This is a genomic window from Gilliamella sp. wkB171, from assembly GCF_001693755.1.
Classification (GTDB): domain Bacteria; phylum Pseudomonadota; class Gammaproteobacteria; order Enterobacterales; family Orbaceae; genus Gilliamella; species Gilliamella apicola_F.
The window spans coordinates 1-335 of record NZ_LYST01000014.1; the positions used below are offsets into that span (position 1 = coordinate 1).

At 23.0% G+C, this 335-nt stretch carries 1 protein-coding gene; it reads left to right on the forward strand.

Features of this window, described 5'->3' with window-relative positions; translation table 11 throughout:
• The coding region (locus tag A9G03_RS12630) for a hypothetical protein (protein ID WP_218837055.1) at positions 1-335 on the forward strand (335 nt) is incomplete at both ends.

A 335-nucleotide genomic window follows, 5' to 3' on the forward strand; every position in this document is an offset into this window, starting at 1 on the left:
ACAAAAATATCTCTAATTCATTTATAAAATTAGTATCAAACAGTTTTTTTAAAATTATTGTTTATAATAGTGCAAACCAAAATTGGGCGGGCATAGAAAAAGATTTTTATGATGCTTTGTTAACTTTGTCTCTCATTAAACCTACACCTGGCTATTCTTCAGTAAAAAATATTGATAACTTGAATGAGAATTTTGAAGAAATTATTAATTGTTTGGAGGAATATTTACTTTATGCACAAAATACGGAAATAAATATAAATTCCAACTTATTAGGTTACTTGAAAAAAAACATTTTTAGCCATGAAGTAATAAATAATTTTTTTTTGAAAATAAAT